This is a genomic window from Candidatus Erwinia haradaeae, assembly GCF_900698955.1.
GTDB classification, from domain to species: Bacteria; Pseudomonadota; Gammaproteobacteria; order Enterobacterales; family Enterobacteriaceae; genus Erwinia_E; species Erwinia_E haradaeae_G.
This window is the reverse complement of the sequence record NZ_LR217720.1, coordinates 987,931-1,004,564: the sequence shown is the minus strand read 5'-3', so window position 1 is coordinate 1,004,564 and position 16,634 is coordinate 987,931. Positions and strand designations below refer to the sequence as shown.

General features: G+C 34.4%; 11 protein-coding genes. 6 read left to right on the top strand and 5 right to left on the bottom strand.

All coding sequences use genetic code 11. The annotated features are described in order from the left end of the window. Positions 1 to 928: 928 nt before the first annotated feature. From ansP to gmk, 3 genes are all read right to left on the bottom strand, one after another. Positions 929 to 2,401: an L-asparagine permease gene (gene ansP, locus ERCILAFE3058_RS03255; RefSeq protein ID WP_157990000.1), complete on the bottom strand. Its 1,473-nt coding sequence runs from the start codon at positions 2,399 to 2,401 to the stop codon at positions 929 to 931. A gap of 937 nt (positions 2,402 to 3,338) precedes the next feature. Then, the gene (gene rpoZ, locus ERCILAFE3058_RS03250; RefSeq protein ID WP_157989999.1) at positions 3,339 to 3,614 is read right to left on the bottom strand and encodes a DNA-directed RNA polymerase subunit omega; all 276 of its coding nucleotides are present in this window, start codon (positions 3,612 to 3,614) and stop codon (positions 3,339 to 3,341) included. Between the two features lie 58 nt (positions 3,615 to 3,672). Further along, complete coding sequence (gmk, locus tag ERCILAFE3058_RS03245) at positions 3,673 to 4,296, bottom strand: guanylate kinase (protein ID WP_157989998.1); 624 nt, start codon at positions 4,294 to 4,296, stop codon at positions 3,673 to 3,675. 1,081 nt (positions 4,297 to 5,377) lie between these two features. Here gmk and csdE point away from each other — a divergent pair. From csdE to purB, 6 genes are all read left to right on the top strand, one after another. After that, positions 5,378 to 5,845 carry a cysteine desulfurase sulfur acceptor subunit CsdE gene (gene csdE / locus ERCILAFE3058_RS03240; RefSeq protein WP_157989997.1) on the top strand — a complete coding sequence of 156 codons (468 nt, stop codon included), beginning with the start codon at positions 5,378 to 5,380 and terminating at the stop codon, positions 5,843 to 5,845. 129 nt (positions 5,846 to 5,974) lie between these two features. After that, positions 5,975 to 6,583, top strand: coding sequence for a riboflavin synthase subunit alpha (locus ERCILAFE3058_RS03235; protein WP_157989996.1), 609 nt, complete (start codon positions 5,975 to 5,977; stop codon positions 6,581 to 6,583). 785 nt (positions 6,584 to 7,368) lie between these two features. Beyond that, on the top strand, positions 7,369 to 8,577 hold the full coding sequence (csdA, locus tag ERCILAFE3058_RS03230; protein WP_157990086.1) for a cysteine desulfurase CsdA: 1,209 nt from the start codon (positions 7,369 to 7,371) through the stop codon (positions 8,575 to 8,577). Positions 8,578 to 9,512: 935 nt separating this feature from the next. Next, entirely contained in the window at positions 9,513 to 10,622 is a 1,110-nt protein-coding gene (gene mnmA, locus ERCILAFE3058_RS03225) for a tRNA 2-thiouridine(34) synthase MnmA (RefSeq protein WP_157989995.1), read from the top strand. Between the two features lie 21 nt (positions 10,623 to 10,643). Next, positions 10,644 to 11,282, top strand: coding sequence for a high frequency lysogenization protein HflD (gene hflD, locus ERCILAFE3058_RS03220; RefSeq protein WP_157989994.1), 639 nt, complete (start codon positions 10,644 to 10,646; stop codon positions 11,280 to 11,282). Between the two features lie 37 nt (positions 11,283 to 11,319). Beyond that, positions 11,320 to 12,687: an adenylosuccinate lyase gene (purB, locus tag ERCILAFE3058_RS03215; RefSeq protein WP_157989993.1), complete on the top strand. Its 1,368-nt coding sequence runs from the start codon at positions 11,320 to 11,322 to the stop codon at positions 12,685 to 12,687. A gap of 393 nt (positions 12,688 to 13,080) precedes the next feature. Here the strand turns inward: purB and cysQ are convergent, their stop codons facing one another. Both cysQ and ERCILAFE3058_RS03565 read right to left on the bottom strand, forming a co-directional pair. After that, positions 13,081 to 13,848 carry a 3'(2'),5'-bisphosphate nucleotidase CysQ gene (gene cysQ / locus ERCILAFE3058_RS03210; RefSeq protein ID WP_157989992.1) on the bottom strand — a complete coding sequence of 256 codons (768 nt, stop codon included), beginning with the start codon at positions 13,846 to 13,848 and terminating at the stop codon, positions 13,081 to 13,083. A 1,548-nt stretch (positions 13,849 to 15,396) separates the two neighbouring features. Further along, complete coding sequence (locus tag ERCILAFE3058_RS03565) at positions 15,397 to 15,834, bottom strand: SoxR reducing system RseC family protein (RefSeq protein WP_157989991.1); 438 nt, start codon at positions 15,832 to 15,834, stop codon at positions 15,397 to 15,399. Positions 15,835 to 16,634: the final 800 nt, after the last annotated feature.

Below are 16,634 nucleotides of genomic sequence, written 5' to 3'. Positions count from 1 at the left end.
GTGCATAAATTTATTCTTAATAATACATAAGGTATGCACATCTACCCCTATAGTGCATAATATTTATTACTGATCTTTTAGTGTATTTGCCATCTTTCTTGTTATCACATATGCAGATTCATCTTAAGTGCACAGTAAGTATGTTGAATTATCTTGACTATTCTGCATTCGGTATATATTACTGTGTAGTGTATATATACACGCTTATCTTGGATATTAATGAGTTAGTTGCTAACATAAACATATGTTGGTTTTATGACATAATTTTGGTATAACTAACAAGAGCGGTATATTTCTGAATCAAGAGTTGTATTTTATCGCCCTATAAAAACTCGATACATACATAGTTGCTCTGTCATTGCAATAGAGAAGAATCTGAAGGCACAGTACTAAAATACAAGAAATCAGTTAATAGGGAGCACGCATTTTCATAGCTTGTACATATATACATATCTCTTTTTCTTAAAAACAGTATATTTAGTCATCTAAAAATAGAAAGTATACAGTTGTAACTCATTGTCAAACTGCCACTTCTAATATCATAGGTTTCAAAAACTCGTGTGTTTAGTGCGTGTGTACAGTATATGCAGATACACCAATCATCATGTATAACTTTGGAGTGTTTCTGAATGCATGGAATACCCTATTATTTAGGGAAAAGAAGAGGAGATACTTTGTAATGTAGTGGTTGTGGTTGCAAATTTCTCTCGTTTCATGCGTACAACTATGATACAGGCTGATAGCCTGTATCATGATATAAACCTTCATGATTTGGAGATGAGATGCCTTGTAAGTAGTTACTTTTTACATAACTACAATGATCATCAAATTGTTCCTCTTTTCGTTATAACCCATATAAGATACTGAATTATTGTCTTAGATAGTCATCTATAATCATATTTCTTTCCATTTCAAGTTGTATAAACGTTTAATAGGGAGATTTTATGACGTTTGTAGGATTGACTTCCTCTTCTGTAAGAGAATGTACCCGTTTGCGCACACGGAACCACCCTAGAGTTAATACTAAGGCAAGAAACGGAATGGATGCAATCGTATAAGTGCCATTCGGGTAATCAAAGGCCATCAGAACTAGTACGCTAACTAAAAAAAGAAGAGTTAACCATGAGGTAAAAGGTGCGCCAGGTAGTTTAAAAATTATATCCTCTGCTTTACCTTCCTTAATAGCCTTGCGTAGGCGCATTTGACATATCACGATAAATGCCCAGGATGAAATAATTCCAAGTGTTGCGATGTTTAAGACAATCTCAAAGACACTAGAAGGTAAAATATAGTTGAGATATACACCAATAACATATACGCTAACAGTTATTAGAATCCCCACATATGGAACCTGGTGTTTGCTCATTAGAGACATGCATTTTGGAGCAGAACCACCCATGGACATGGATCGTAAAATTCGGCCTGTTGCATAGAGTCCTGAATTTAAACTAGATAGGGCTGCACTGAGTACGACGATATTCATAATGCTACCGGCGTATGGTACACCTAGTTTAGAAAAAAAAGTAACAAATGGACTTTGTCCTGCTTGGTATGCATTCCAAGGAAGAAGCAGTACCAATAAAACCACAGAGCCAACATAAAATAAACCAATGCGCCATATGACTCTATTAATGGCTTTTGGTAGTATGGTTTGTGGGTCTGTACACTCTCCTGCTGCTGTTCCTACAAGCTCAATGGAAGCAAATGCAAATACCACCCCTTGCACTAATACTAACGCGGGCAAAAGACCATTTGGGAAAAATCCGCCATTGTCAGTGATTAAATAAAAACCGGTTTCATTACCATCTAACATCTGTCCACTACCAAGAAATACTACACCAACAATTAAAAATATGACAATTGCTAGTACTTTTACTAGTGCAAACCAAAACTCCATTTCAGCAAACCACTTCACACCAACCATATTCATACTACCAACGATCGCTAACGCACCAAGGGCAAATACCCACTGTGGTACATCACTACAAGCGCTCCAATAGTGCATATATAGCGCTACAGCTGTAATGTCCACAATACCAGTCATTGCCCAGTTGACAAAATACATCCATCCAGTAACATAAGATGCTTTTTCACCCAAGAATTCACGAGCATAGGAGACAAAACTTCCACTAGAAGGACGGTGTAATACTAGCTCACCAAGTGCGCGTAAAATAAAGAATGAAAAAATACCGCATACTAAATAAACTAGCGCTAATGCTGGTCCAGCAATTTGAAGACGTGCGCCAGCACCAAGAAAAAGGCCTGTTCCAATGGCTCCGCCAATAGCAATCATTTGTACATGGCGATTATCCATTGCTTTGTGATAACCAGAGTCTTGGGCATTTAACCAACGTCTTCTTGAAGCGCGTTTTTCGGCGCTTGCTTTGTTATCTGCATTCATATGTAATCCTAATTATTCTGTTAACTAATGTTTCGGTTACCGTCCCGGGCCTTTAAATGCCTCATGTGGTATATTAAATACTAATATTGCTGTTTTATAAATCAGTAAATATTACTTTACACTTTGTACTTGCATAAGTGATTCCTCTATAATTTTAGTAGGATGCATATTATTCATTATGAATATAATTATGTTAAAATTGGAGAATTATCTTAATTTTTGTATGTATCATGATGCATAATGTTTTAAAAATCAGATTTTTTATAACATACTTCATTATTTTTACAGTTGTTACAATGGTAGACATATGAACTGTGTTTTTTGTTTTCTACTAATGACTCCATACATTCTACACAAAGAGTATGATGTCTGTGTTCAATCTTAGTAAAAAGAGACAGAATATTAAGCACTGTAGTGCAGAATACATATAATTAGCAAATTAACTTATACAAAAGAGATCGATTACTACATGCATGATTGTTATTGATACGGATGTAATATGCATTTACTATTTCGCAGCGCTACTTACGTTGAATAATACTTAACTTAATTCTTATGTATATAGTACATATTATGCTTACTTATATAGTACATATATAGCATGGAATATCGTAAATAATTTTATTATTTATAAGAGGTACAACTATAGCATGAGTGTATGAATAGATACCGTCACTAGTTATCGCTTTTATTCTAACGTTACGGAGTTAATGATTATGATTCTGTGTACGTTGGTAATATAGAATGTATTTTCTAGTAGAATTTCCAGATACTGAAAGGTTGTCATCATTGCTGCATTGGACAAAAAATATCATCTTTTCTTGAGCTCATATTAATTGCATGAAGATATATCGATGTGCACCATGTTCTTTCTTTATATGCCTCAAGTCTTTGTAAAAAAGACTGATAAATTATAAAATTTTTACTTAAAACTTTATTATATATAAAGTTCAGATTTAGTCATGAGTTTTGTAAAGGCATGATTCTGTCTTTCTTCTTTTTCTTTATGATCGAGGAGATCTACGGTATCATTAGTAATAAGACCTTCTTCTATTTCCCGAAGTGCAATTACAGTAGATTTATCATGGTATTTGGGGACTAATGGTTCTTTTCCACCAATTTGTATCTGACGTGCGCGTCGTGCGGCTACTAGAACCAGGTCAAAACGATTACCGATGTTTTTTACTGCGTTGTGTACCGTGAGTCGAGCCATATGTTTACTACTCCAATTGTAGTGATAAATAAATTGATTTTATGATATTTAGTTACTTTCAGTCTGCTAACAATTCATTGAGTAATATCTTATAATAAGATGCCTGATGATTAATACGAAAACGCTCAGCGTGGATGATAGACTGTAAGTCTATTAGTGCGCGATCAAAGTCGTCATTCACTATTAAGTAGTTGTATTCTATATAATGGCTAATTTCTTCTACGGCTTGAGTCATACGTCTCGTAATGATAGCTGCGCTATCTTGATCACGTTGCTGTAATCGACGCTGTAGCTCAGATTTCGATGGGGGCAAGATAAAGATACTACGTGCATCTGGCATGATTGTTCTAATATTCCTAGCACCTTGCCAATCTATATCAAGAAAGATATCGATGCCTTTTTTCAATTTATACATAATCGCCTGACGCGATGTTCCATAATAATTACCAAAAACTTGAGCATATTCAAGAAATTTTTGCTGATCAATCATGCTGCTAAACTCGTCATTAGTAACAAAATAATAATGCTCTCCTTGTTTTTCTCCTGGTCGCATATGACGTGTAGTATGAGAGATCGATATTTGAGCATGGTATGGTTGTAGTTTGTTTAACAATGCTTGAATCAGACTAGATTTTCCAGCTCCACTAGGGGCTGAAAAAATAAATAATCTTCCTAAGTTCATAATACTTCTTTGTATATGTTAATATATGTTTGGTGAGAAATAAAACTGCTCCTTTCTTTCTTGTTAGGTAGGTATTAGTTTCATATCTAAATACAGTACTCCTTAATGTTTTTTAGATGTCACTTATTACTAATATGTGAGCTGGCAATTTTGTTTATCAGCATGGCTATCTAACTTAACTATTGATATACTGATTGAATCACTTAGTATATAGAGTGACCGATATATACATGTCATAGTTAATGCTTACTGTTTTTTCTAGATGACATTGCTATGTATTAGTGTACATGGTGGATGAGCAGAGATATTTTCTTTCTTTGTATAAAAATACCTTCTTTGCTTTTTTTAAGCCTTTTCGTTAATACTTATATACGAGTTAGTATTATATCTATCCTATTGTTTTATGAAAACGTCTAATATCTTTGACTATAGGTTTAGTATATTTGGTGGAATAGATACAGTGTGTAATTTTTTAGCTTTGAACGAAAAAATTAAATTGAAAAGTAATATCATTATATAGATAATATATTTTGTACACAAGATAAAGATATTTTACTGTGTATGTTATGTATCCTACGCCAGAGATATACTCACTTTTTAAGAACATTAATAGATGACTATTAATAATATAATGTGAGATCTCAATATAATGACAGGGTGCAAAAGGTTATATTCATATTGTATTACATATGGTACGAAATTATATTCTCTATGTTTTTAATGTATAAATACCAGTTTGCATTGAAATGTTTTCCCAGTTGTTTAAAGATTGGTAATCTCTACCTCACTTCTAAATGAATTACTAATGATATATCACGTTTAGAGTAATCAATATGAGTCGTATGGACGTTTATAACTTATATATCCTGCTATCATATAGCATAAATTATCATTCATAAAATTAAAAGGAATACTACTTTTATATGAAATAAATTTGAGAAGTTGTATGCGTAGAAGAGTAATATCGAAAGTGTTCTAGCATTATCCTATAGTTAATAATTTTCATTATCTTCATCTTTATTGCTTAACACTACATTATTGTTCTTTTTCATATCTGATGCTGTACTTAAGGATGACTTGCATGTTTTTTACCACTATACATCCGTTTGGTACCATGATTACTGCAAATTTATTACTAGAGAAATTTTCTCAATGTCAATGTTGGGAAGAACGATATCGTTGTTTGATTCTGTTAGGTCAGAAACTTCCTGCTTTGCATGATGCATTGAAGAATAATGAAAGTGAACTTATGGGTTGCGAAAATAAGGTGTGGTTGGGTTATCAAAGGTATAAAAATAATAAATTACATTTTTACGGCGATAGTGAGAGTCGTATTGTGCGTGGGTTATTAGCAGTGCTTCTCACAACCATAGAGGGGAAACATCCAAGAGAGTTATATGGGAAAGATTTATTGACTTTATTTTTTAGACTTGGCCTTAAGGAAAACTTGAGTGCAGGTCGTACTACAGGCTTATATCTCTTGTCTGATAAAGTACTACAAATTGCGAAAAATGCTTTGCATAAGTGCGATGTAGTAGTGGATACCTGAGAATTAATGCTATATATGCGATATACTATATAGTATGAAGGCTGCAGTATTTTATGTGTGGATGCAAGGGTTCCTTAAAATATATTGTGTATGGGAAAATAAGATCCATCGTTATGTTGAGGTACAGAAATGTTTACCGGTATTGTCCAGGGTATAGCAGAGCTATGTGTGATTAAAGAAAATAAGTATGGCAGAACACACGTTATGAAAATGCCACAAATCTTGTTATCGGGATTAGAAATAGGCGCTTCAGTGTCTCACAATGGTTGCTGTTTAACTGTAACAAAAATTACTGGTGTATATGTAAGTTTCGATTTAGTGGCAGAGACGCTTATGCTAACTACTTTAGGTTCTCTCACCGAAGGGGAGAGTATTAATATAGAGCGAGCAGCAAAGTTTAGTGATGAAATTGGGGGTCATATTGTTTCTGGTCACATTACGACAATAGCTAAAATTAGTAAAGTCTGCAATACTAAAAATGATTATATAATGTGGCTGACTCTTGCGGATCCCTATCAGAGTAAATATGTTTTTTATAAAGGGTTTATTACCATTGACGGTATTAGTCTAACAGTAGGGGATATCATGGGGGACACATTTTGTGTACATCTGATTCCAGAAACTTTATTACGTACGACGATTGGTAGCAAAGATATTGATCATAGAGTGAATGTTGAAGTTGATTTACACACAAAGATTCTAGTCGATACTGCGGAAAGAGTCTTAGTCAGACGTTAGATGTTGTTGCATTCGATATCTATATTCTCTCCTCTGTGAATACCATGACGTAAACTTGTCAGGTTTGCATGCATTGTAGATATTAACTATACAGATTTCACATAGAAGTACTGCCCCTGGATATTCACTGAACATTCAGTATATGACCATAAGCATATACGAAGGATAGCAGAATATATAAGGCGTTTAATACCATATGTATTCGTCGCATTATCTAGTAACATTCCTAATTCATTATAGGACATTCTTCAATGTATGTAAATAGTATTACGGCATAGTTGTTTTCAAGCATCACGATGATCTGAATATGTTGAAGAGATTACATTTTGTTAAAATTAGGTTAAAATATCACTGATATGGTTCATGATGTTTTTATGGGGCCTGCGTAAATGTTTCTGTATTTAGCATTATCAAACGATTAACATAGTACTGTTGTGCTATACATATTCGAAAATTATTGACAATCCACCAGGCGATATCGTACTGATTTAGCTCAGTGTATCATATATACTTGAACAAGTACGGGGCAATAAGTGGTTAATCTAATAGTCCGCTTCATATAGGATGTAATGATACAACTCGCAGTTAATTATGTATACAGATTTTCTTAATATAGATATAAGGCGGTAGGGATAAACCTATCATGATGTAGATACATGATTAAAAATACATTATGATCATACGACATAAAAACGTTTTCTATCAGACAGTCAAGATGCTTGCAATTTGCATCATGGTCCATGACAATCTACTCAAAGTATAATGAATATTAAACAGATATGCGTATCCAGTTATTTAATCCAATAGATTTTCGTCAGGATTTTCCATCTCTTAAGGGTGAAGTGTGCTATTTAGATAGTGCAACAACTACCTTAACGCCATCAGTTGTTATTGAAACTATGGCAGATTTTTATCGTACACATGTAAGATCAATACATCAAAATAATTTTTCCCCAGGGCAAGCATTAACTAGACTTTATGAAGATGCTCGCGATCAAGTCGCACGATGCTTAAATGTCTCAGATGCTCAATCTATTGTATGGACAAAGGGTACCACCGAATCTATTAATCTAGTTGCACAAAGTTGGCTACGGTCTCGTTTACAACCAGGAGATGAAATAATAGTAAGTGAAGCAGAACATCATGCGAATTTAATACCGTGGTTAATGGTCGCTAAACAGACTGGTGCTACAGTTGTAAAATTACCGTTAGGCAGTGATCGATTACCAGATGTGAGTAAATTATCAGAACTTCTCAAACCTCATTATACGCGTCTTTTAGCCATCGGGCAGATGTCAAATGTTACCGGTGGTTGTCCAGATCTTGTGTCTGCTATCACGCAGGCACATGCTTGTGGTGCTGTGGTTATGGTTGATGGTGCGCAAGGCATTGCTCATTATCCTATTAATATAAAGGAGTTGGATGTTGATTTTTATGCTTTTTCTGCTCACAAGTTTTATGGCCCTGCAGGAATTGGGGTGTTATATGGTAAAACAGAACGGTTGAGAGAAATGGAGCCTTGGCAAGGTGGAGGGCATATGGTCAGCAACGTTAGTTTCTTGGGGTTTAAATTAAAATCTGTACCTTGGTGTTTGGAGGCAGGTACACCGAATATCGCTGGAGTTATTGGCACAAGTACTGCATTACAGTGGTTTAGTAAATTTAATCAATTAGCCTCCGAGCGCTGGAGTCAAGAGTTGGCTGAAACAGCAGAATCTTTATTGATTGCGACGATACCAGGTTTTGAGAGCTATAGGGTTCAGGGCTCTAGCTTATTATCTTTTAATATTGCTAGTATACACGGTAGCGACTTAGCCACCTTGTTGATGCATAAAGGGATATCTTTGCGTGCAGGTCATCATTGTGCTATACCTCTATTATCTGCATTAGGTATAACTAGTGCTTTACGAGCCTCTTTTGCACCATATAATACTTATCATGATATCCATGCACTTGTCCACGCGATTCAAACTACCCTACCATTACTAGGATGATATACGTCTTTCCTAATGTTTTTGCATAACATAACTGTTGCATAATTCATATGACAATTTATTCATATTTATCTAGCATCATGAGAATATAGAATTTAATTCTCTATATGGGAGAAAGGTAGATATGATTGCTTTTAGTGGATTTATACATTATTGATTTGTATTACACTCTTAATTTATTGTAATGAAATATGTTTTTTTCTTTATTTCTGAATGACTAGATGGTGGATCTTTAAATATCCGGCCTATTTTATAAATTAGATGCTCAATCTATACAATAAACATAGATGCAATATATTTTCCTCTCCTGATATTCATAATGATCTATAATCTTGTGTTATATAATCATAGAAGATTTGAGCATGCGGAAAACAAGATAAGGCATTTACCGGTTTATTTTCATAAACAACAATTAAATATTTTTTACTTAAAATAATGGCAAGAAATATTTGAATCTTTTAAAAGTAGGTAGAGTATGTCATATAAAATTATAGAAGTGAAAAGATAAGATGGATATGGACTCTATAATAACAGAGACATCTAAGTTTCTCTTAGACTGCAGCGCAGTATAGTGGTGCATGATAAGATGCCTATGGAATTCGCGTGCATGTGAGTGATAATCCCCATGCGAGCATGTATGCACGATTGCGATGAGAAAATGCTCTTTTCACATTAGAAAGATATATATATTTTATAGAACTGTAATTAATGTTTGTTGGTAATTCATGTAGAGACTTTAGCAAAGCGTATATGGAAGCAATCTAGTATAACTGATAGTCACAGTCAGTGTATTGTGTAGAATTTTAACAAGTCCTTATATATAATAGGAGTAGAATATTTGCCATCTAAACTTTATCCACTTACCGTGCGAACATTAAATAATATGTACTCTGCTTAAAATATCATTAAGAGGATTTATACTATTAGGTAAGGTTATGTCAAATCATCGTAAAAAAGTTATTGTTGGAATGTCTGGTGGTGTAGATTCTTCCGTGGCGGCATTTTTGCTGAAGGAAGAAGGCTACCACGTGGAAGGTATATTTATGCGCAATTGGGAGGAAGATCTTCATACAGGATATTGTCCGATAGCTGCAGATTTATCTGATACAGAAACTGTGTGTGATCAACTGGGAATAACGCTCCATACTGTTAACTTTTCTTCTGAATATTGGGATAACGTGTTTATACACTTTTTATCTGGATATAAAACAGGTCGTACACCAAACCCTGACATTCTCTGTAATAAAGAGATTAAATTTAAATCTTTGTTGGATTTTTCTATTAAGGATTTAGGAGCAGATTATATTGCCACTGGTCATTATGCGCGTCGTCAGGACATATGTGGGACAAGTCGTCTACTGCGAGGATTAGACGATAATAAAGATCAAAGTTACTTTCTTTATACGCTGGGGTGTCGACAAATTGAACAAATTTTGTTTCCTCTAGGCACTTTATCCAAACCTATTGTGCGTAGTATTGCTAAAAAGTTAGGTTTAGTGACAGCAGAGAAGAAGGATTCTACAGGCATCTGTTTCATTGGTAAGCGTAATTTTATGCAGTTTTTATCATCCTATATCCCAGCTAACCCTGGCATTATTCTTTCTGTAGACGGGGACCAAATAGGGCAGCATAAAGGTGTGATATATTATACTTTAGGGCAACGCAAAGGTTTAGGAATTGGGGGAAGAGCAGGCAGCACTCGATCTCCTTGGTATGTCGTAGAAAAGGATCTATCAAGAAATATATTGATTGTTGCACAAGGATCTAATCATTTTCGGCTCATGTCCGTAGGATTAGTTGCAAGTCAATTACATTGGGTCGATCGTCATGATTTGACTTCTTCTATCAGTTGCGTAGTGAAAACTCGGTATCGCCAACCTGACATACCCTGTAGGTTAACACCACTGAATAGTGATGCCATTAAAGTAGATTTTAATTATCCAATAGCAGCAGTTACACCAGGTCAGTCTGTTGTTTGTTATCTCGGTGCCAGATGCCTGGGAGGGGGTGTTATTGATCAGCGTATACCTTTATGTAATATATAACTGAGTACGCCAGGAGTCACTGTGACAAAAAAATATTACCATATTACTTTGGCGCTAGCGGGTATTTGTCAGGCAACATATTTAGTACAACAGGTAGCGCGTTATGGAGACTGCAACATAGAGGCACTTCAGACCTCGTTAAACAGTTTGTTAAATCTCAACCCACCTTCGATATTAGATATATTTGGTAAGAAAGAATCTAATCTACATTATGGATTAGAAACGTTGATAGGATTATTAAATGGTAGAAGTGATCAAGGATTAAGAGCTGAAGTAACTCAATACACTATGAGTTTAATGCTATTAGAGCGAAAACTACAGAGTACTCAGGGGGCATCAAGGGATTTAGCAAATCGTATTCATAAACTTAATACACAGTATACTAATTCTACGATCGAACTGAATGTAATCCTTGGTTTGATGGCAGATATATATCTTGATGTTATTAGTCCTCTAGGTCCACGCATTCAAGTAATGGGTTCTGCAGATATATTGAAAAATATACAGGTACAGCATAAAATACGTACACTGCTTTTAGCTGGCATTCGTTCAGTAGTACTGTGGCAACAAGTTGGCGGTCGTCGTTGGCAGCTCATGTTTTTACGTAACCATTTAATTAGTCAGTCTAAATTAATATTAAAGCTTGGCTGTGTAGACTGAATGTAATATTCTAGCTTTTTCATCCGGAGAAGATATCATGGAATTGTCCTCATTGACCGCTATTTCACCCGTAGATGGTCGTTATAGTGATCAGCTAATTTCACTTCGGAGTATATTTAGTGAATATGGTTTTTTAAAATTTCGTGTTAAAGTTGAAATACGTTGGCTTCAAAAGTTAGCTTCTTGTCAAGAAATTTCTGAAATTCCAATTTTTTCTGTTGTTGAGAATTCATTTCTTGAGAACATTATCACTGATTTTAACATAAAAGATGCGCTTCGTATTAAAACCATCGAAAAGAAAACCCATCATGATGTGAAATCAGTAGAGTATTTTTTGAACGAAAAGCTTTCTTCTATTCCTGTTTTGCATGGTATATCTCAGTTTATACATTTTGGATGCACTTCGGAAGATATTAATAACTTGTCATATGCATTAATGCTAAAAACTGTGCGTCAAAAAACTATACTTCCTCATTGGAAAGAAATTATTACTACAGTAAAAAATTTAGCTAAAAAGTATCGAGCGACTCCACTTCTTTCGCGTACTCATGGGCAATCCGCTACTCCAACGACTTTCGGTAAAGAAATGGCTAATGTGACATATCGTTTACAGCGTCAGCTAGATCAGCTAGCATGTATAAATATCTTAGGGAAGATGAATGGTACTGTAGGTAATTATAATGCGCATATAGCTGTTTATCCGGAAGTAAACTGGCGTCAGATAAGTAAGGAATTTGTTTTATCATTAGGAATCGCTTGGAATCCATATACTACTCAGATTGAGCCACATGATTTTATTGCAGAAATATTGCATTGTATAATGCGTTTTAACACAATTCTCATTGACTTTAACCGTGATATATGGGGTTACATTTCTTTAAATTATCTGAAGCAACAGACCATAGCTGGAGAGATCGGTTCCTCTACTATGCCTCATAAAATTAATCCAATTAATTTTGAAAACGCTGAAGGAAATCTTGGTATTGCAAATATTATGATGCAACACTTAGCAAATAAGTTACCAATTTCTCGTTGGCAGCGTGATCTAACTGATTCCACCGTACTTCGTAATTTAGGCATGGGGATAAGCTATTCCCTTATTGCCTACAATGCTACCCTGCAGGGATTATCAAAAATAGAAGTGAATAATACCAATCTACTGGATGATCTGAATCGTCACTGGGAGGTATTAGCAGAGCCGATTCAGGTGATGATGCGTCGATATGGTATTCCTAATCCTTATGAAAAACTAAAAGAGTTTACTCGTGGTAAACCTATTTCTGTTGAAGATATTCAATTATTTATCGATCACTTACCTCTTCCAGAACATGCTAAGTTACGCTTACAGCAAATTACTCCATCCAATTATTTAGGAGATGCTATGCACATGGTGGATGATTTATAAGCATCATCACCAAAAAGGTGAGTGCATAGCATAGAAATACTCAATGCGTATGTAAAACAATCTTTATCGTGTATTATAACTAAACGAGTAAGAGTAGTATAGCGCAGCTGTGAGTATAGATGGATATGGTGTTACCGCGTTCATATATTAACATAAGATGGATCATATATTAAGAAAATATTTAAGGATCTCAAGTAAATCTACGTCAGCATAACGCATTATCATTGCAGTATCCTGATTTTCATTTTGTCTGTATAGGTGGATGTCTATACTGTTAATTATTGTAAAATAATCATTTTACTCTAATGAAGACATGTATTTTACGCTGTATATTATGTTACGGCAGAGTGCATCCAACATTTGTATCGCTATTATCACGATCATTCAAGAATTTTATACAACTTTCAAGAGGTTTTCTTTTGGGATCACTGATACACAAAAACCTTGGTTAAGATACGATTTTTTCGGTGTATAGTCTAGCTCTTTACCTTGCCAATCATGCACTGCTGCTCCAGCTGCTACAGCTATCGCATGTCCTGCGCCAGTATCCCAAATATTAGTGGAACCATGACGTGGGTAAATCTGCGCTTTGCCTTCGGCAATCATGCAAAACTTTAATGAAGAACCCATTGCGATAATTTTATGCTCACCGATCGTATGTAGATAACGTGTCAGCTCACTATCGATATGAGATCGACTAACTACAATTATCGGCGGATGCAGTTCCTGTACATGGATTTTTGTATGATGCCCCTGATATTCTTTCCATGCTTCTTTTTTTGTTGCACAGTACATAATGGACAATATGGGTGCATATATTACACCGAGTATTGGTTGACCTTGATCAATTAGTGCAATATTCACGGTAAATTCACCATTGCGTTGAATAAATTCTTTTGTACCATCTAATGGGTCTACCAACCAATATTGTTTCCATGTTTTACGCGCCTCCCAGGATAGTGGTGCTTCTTCTGATAATATTGGAATTTCAGGGGTCAGTGCACGTAATCCTGCTGCAATGATTTTGTGTGCCGCTATATCCGCAGCGGTTACTATGGAGTGGTTTTTTTTATGTTGGAGGTTAAGTGGAATCTCTTTATCATATACCTTGGTAATAGCATTGCCGGCCTCACGAGCTAAGTGACATACGGTTTTTAACATTTTACCTCCTGAGTGTTGTATTGTGGTTATTCGTTGCTACTATATAGTGTAATGATGATGTCATACCGTTTTAGAACATTGACTCTACATTTTCTGGAACATAGGGATGCCGAAATGCAGGTACTATGGTATTTTCTATACTACAGTTATGAGTAGTAGTACTAGACTTTTATGCATTCATATTGTATATGCCAATATAAGGTTATTGTGCATGTGCACATAATCATCAAAGGCGGTATGAATCCTACAATAGTCAAAGACTACTTATTTTAGTGAGCGCGTAAGTGATTAAATAAGTTATACTACTCATTCTACTTATATGATACATATTGCTATATCATAGAAGATCATCGAGTGTGTCTGGTTTTTGCTCAAAGATTTAAGTGTATTTATCAGAATATTATTTAACTATCTCACTACACATATAAGAGAGTTACAGCTTTCTTATATTAATGAGAAATCCAAAGATTATTTTCAATTTAATATGTTTACTATGTGTATAAAAATGAATATTGTAAGTGTTTTGTACCCATAAGGGTTATTTGTGATGGTAAGTTATCTATCTGAATCCTCGGCTATATTGTGTGAGTATCACTATTGTGAAAAATGTAATAGAATGTATATGATGATTGATGATTGAAGTGATACAATACTTAATGCATGATTATAAGCAGATAAGAAGACTTAAGGTGCTATTGGTATGATCATTGCATATAGCAAAATAATCCTATACACCTAGAGATTTTAAATGATGTTTTGAAGTATGTATACACTAATAATAAGTATGTAATTTTTATGTTAGTAATATGTGATACATGCTAAAATAGAACTGATGCAGCATAAGCAAGAAAAGACATAATTCCTGTTCACATATTTTATCATAATAAACACTTACGATGTGTTATAGTAGGGAAATGGTATATATCAACAACAAGTGTTTTTTTTGGCAGTCACCTGTTGTGTTATGGAGTTAGTAAGTTTGTACTGGTATGTGATTTATTGTACTGGAGGGTTCTCAACGAACACGCTAACACTCTACATTGATACATCTAGATGTGTACATGTAAAATATAATACATGATAATCAATGTATGAGTAAATAAGAGTGGCTGCTAGCGGTAATGGTATATTGGTGTATTGGTGTATTGGTGTATAGTGAATCACTATAAAGCATATAATATTAAATGTGTAAGGGTAAAGTTCACTCAGTACATAATACAAAATAGATTATAAAATAATGACTGAGTAGTATACATTTTCTTTTGCGTTTCTCATGAGTCTAGAATAGCGCTCTATCCATCCTAAAATTCCTGTTATTTTAGATTATCACAACAACCATATCAGATACAGCGCACTTAGAAGCATCTAGTTTATTGTATTGTTAGCAGTTTGTTGTATATACATTTTAGATCGATGATCTATATTGGATAGATGTGTCATCAGTCTCATCATAAGAGTGGTCATTGTTATATATATAATAAACGTTAAGTAGAATATTCCATGGGAATATCTAATGTATAATAAAACAATATATAGGTGATTAAACCTTTATTTTTTAAAATTTGTAAGTATGATAGTGGGTTGAAATGATTCCAAATCCGTAAGTATATAAGCAATCTTTTTTGCAAGGAGCATACCGAGGATTCCTCCCAGACATGAAGCGAGAACTACCATTATTTCACTGTAAAAAAAATATTGACACAACCCCCCGAAAAGGAATAATCCCATCAATGGTGTAATATATACCAGGAACGCTGTGATCAGAAGAGTCTTATTGTGGATCCATAATTCAACATTTTGATCCACAGGATCTATTTTTTTATTGTGTACTCTTAGGGTGTATATCTGTGTTAAGTTCAGCGGGCACGGGCTAGATAAAATTAAGTATCTTTGTAGAGCACAATGTGTACATACTGTATTTTTTTTGACATATAGTGTAGCTATATTATTATCACATGATAGTATAGTTGCCTGCACCTTTATCATTTTATATAGTTTCTCGAAATAGTTTAGAAGGTATTCTATATTGTTGCTAGATTATAGCATCAGAATCTAGATGTTTACTAGATGTTCTAATTGTGCTTACCGCTATTTCGGGATGTCTTCCTCCTAAATGACTTCAATACACGAGTTTTAATAATGATTATAGGTGATTATTTCGTAATTATAGGAACACTACAATAATCAGAAATAAAATGATAATAATGCAAAAGATCTCCATAGAGAGTTGTTAATGAGAGCTGCTATTGCTAGCGTACATAGTTAGGTCGCAATATATTTAGTGCATATTCAAGGATGTACAAAAGGTATATTGTATGGCCGAGATTTACTTAGGTATGATAGCGTTAACTACATACATATGCTATTATAGGGTTTAGGATCAAGGATCCTATCCTGTTCATTAATATCAATACTGCATATACATGCGTTATGTTTAAATTAAAACGTACTGCTTAGGCTGTATGTGCAATATACAGAACTTACGTGTATAGATAATTTTCTCAACGATATATCTTCAGTGGGATTACTTAACACTAAATATGATTTTTAGTACGATGTGATTAGTTCATAGCTTGTAGTATTTAGTGGTATTCGACACAGGATTATAAGTTGGCGTGTAGATATAAATATACACCTGTATAAAAAGATATAGGTAGTTCATATATCCTATTTTCTATTACTCGAGTGGCAGCGTGCACTAATTAAAGTAGATATTTTTGTACATTTTCTATCATCAATATATGACAACAAAAAGTCCATATATAAAGAGGTTACATGTTGTAAGT

Bases quoted from the DNA above. Each gene is read 5' to 3' on its own strand.
- ansP (WP_157990000.1), bottom strand. From the start codon at position 2,401: ATGAATGCAGATAACAAAGCAAGCGCCGAAAAACGCGCTTCAAGAAGA.
- rpoZ (WP_157989999.1), bottom strand. From the start codon at position 3,614: ATGGCTCGACTCACGGTACACAACGCAGTAAAAAACATCGGTAATCGT.
- gmk (WP_157989998.1), bottom strand. From the start codon at position 4,296: ATGAACTTAGGAAGATTATTTATTTTTTCAGCCCCTAGTGGAGCTGGA.
- csdE (WP_157989997.1), top strand. From the start codon at position 5,378: ATGTTTTTTACCACTATACATCCGTTTGGTACCATGATTACTGCAAAT.
- ERCILAFE3058_RS03235 (WP_157989996.1), top strand. From the start codon at position 5,975: ATGTTTACCGGTATTGTCCAGGGTATAGCAGAGCTATGTGTGATTAAA.
- mnmA (WP_157989995.1), top strand. From the start codon at position 9,513: ATGTCAAATCATCGTAAAAAAGTTATTGTTGGAATGTCTGGTGGTGTA.
- purB (WP_157989993.1), top strand. From the start codon at position 11,320: ATGGAATTGTCCTCATTGACCGCTATTTCACCCGTAGATGGTCGTTAT.
- cysQ (WP_157989992.1), bottom strand. From the start codon at position 13,848: ATGTTAAAAACCGTATGTCACTTAGCTCGTGAGGCCGGCAATGCTATT.
- ERCILAFE3058_RS03565 (WP_157989991.1), bottom strand. From the start codon at position 15,834: ATGATAAAGGTGCAGGCAACTATACTATCATGTGATAATAATATAGCT.